A 1,442-nucleotide genomic window follows, 5' to 3' on the forward strand; every position below is an offset into this window, starting at 1 on the left:
CTGTTACTTGATCCTAAGCTGTGTTTTATCATTCCAACCGTTGATCAAAACCATCAGTATATCGTCCAAGACGTCATCGATCAGCGCTCAGAGCAACTGCGTGGCGCCATTGTCGTCGTCTATGATGAAAGCCAGCCAAACTTTAGTCAACAAGCGATGGCGTCTTCTGACATTATTATGTTGGCATCGGGTACTGCGACGTTTGAGGCGATGTTACTCGAGCGTCCGATGGTGGTCATCTATCAGTTAAATCAGCTGACTTATCAGGTTGCTAAGCGTTTGGTAAAAGTCCCTTATGTGGCACTGCCTAATATTCTAGCTGGCAGCGCAATTGTGCCTGAGCTGATCCAAGAGCAGGCCAGTGGCGATAATATCTGTCGTACCGTGATGCGGCTGTTACAACCCCGTGCCTATGCTGAGCAACTGCAAGATCTGGTGACCACCAAGCAAGAGCTACAGCAACAAAGCAACCATGACCCTGCAAACAGTGTGGTTGCAGAGTGGTTCGCTCAAAGAAAGTCTTAACGACGACTCATTGAATTACTAGAGAGTGCGCTAATAAAAACTACCTAAAAGTTTAATAAAAATTTTCATAAAAAGTCTAATGCTATGAGTAATGAGTGTCATCTAAAAAGCAATATCGAAAGTCGTAACAATACTGACGTTGGTCATGATAAAGAGGGCAGGATTAAAGATATCACGACTATTAATCGTCATATAACCATATCGATGTCAAAGGCCAATACGTTAGCTTGGTGGCTCCGATTCATCTAACAGGCCAGCTGCATGTTACCGATGAGTTTCTACAGGACTTATCTAAATTAAGCTTAGACGTAGAACGTCGTCCATTACAAATAGGCGTTGATGAAGCAGGTCGCGGGCCTTTGCTCGGCAGCGTCCATGTGGCTGCTGCCATATTGCCAACGACGTGGTCAGGTCTGATTGAGATGCAGCCTTGAAAGACACGCCACTATCGATACTGCCCGACTCTAAGCAGCTCAGTGAAAAAAAACGCGACATGCTTTATCCCATCGTGCAGCAGCATGCTGTTGGATATGTCGTGGCTGAAATTCCAGCGGCGGTGATTGATCAGGTGAATATTCTGCAAGCAACTATGCTCGGTATGCGACTGTGTACAGAAGAGTTATTAGTCGTGGTCGCAGAGCATGTTGCGCGCGCTACAAATGCTGTCTCTTGTCCGATACAAGCGCAAATACTATTCGATGGCAATCGTTGCCCTGAGCTTGATTGTAAGCGACTGGCGGCATCAAAAATAACGCAATCAGCTATCGACTGCCAAGCATGGGTAAAAGGCGATGCGCGTCATACCAGTATCGCAGCGGCGAGTATATTAGCCAAAGTCAGTCGTGATCAAACCATGTATGATTTGGACTCTCAGTACCCGCAATACGGTATTGCTAAGCATAAAGGCTATCCGACTC

The 1,442-nt window shown here is 46.2% G+C and carries 2 protein-coding genes and 1 pseudogene; all 3 read left to right on the forward strand.

Features of this window, described 5'->3' with window-relative positions; translation table 11 throughout:
* A pseudogene (locus tag JMX03_RS14825) lies at positions 1-525 on the forward strand (lipid-A-disaccharide synthase); the annotation flags it as partial.
* Between the two features lie 230 nt (positions 526-755).
* The gene (locus JMX03_RS15235; RefSeq protein ID WP_265090510.1) at positions 756-959 is read left to right on the forward strand and encodes a hypothetical protein; all 204 of its coding nucleotides are present in this window, start codon (positions 756-758) and stop codon (positions 957-959) included.
* The coding region (locus JMX03_RS14830) for a ribonuclease HII (protein WP_265090509.1) at positions 956-1,442 on the forward strand (487 nt) is incomplete at its 3' end. The genes JMX03_RS15235 and JMX03_RS14830, both read left to right, overlap by 4 nt.

This window comes from Psychrobacter fulvigenes, from assembly GCF_904846155.1.
GTDB classification, from domain to species: Bacteria; Pseudomonadota; Gammaproteobacteria; order Pseudomonadales; family Moraxellaceae; genus Psychrobacter; species Psychrobacter fulvigenes.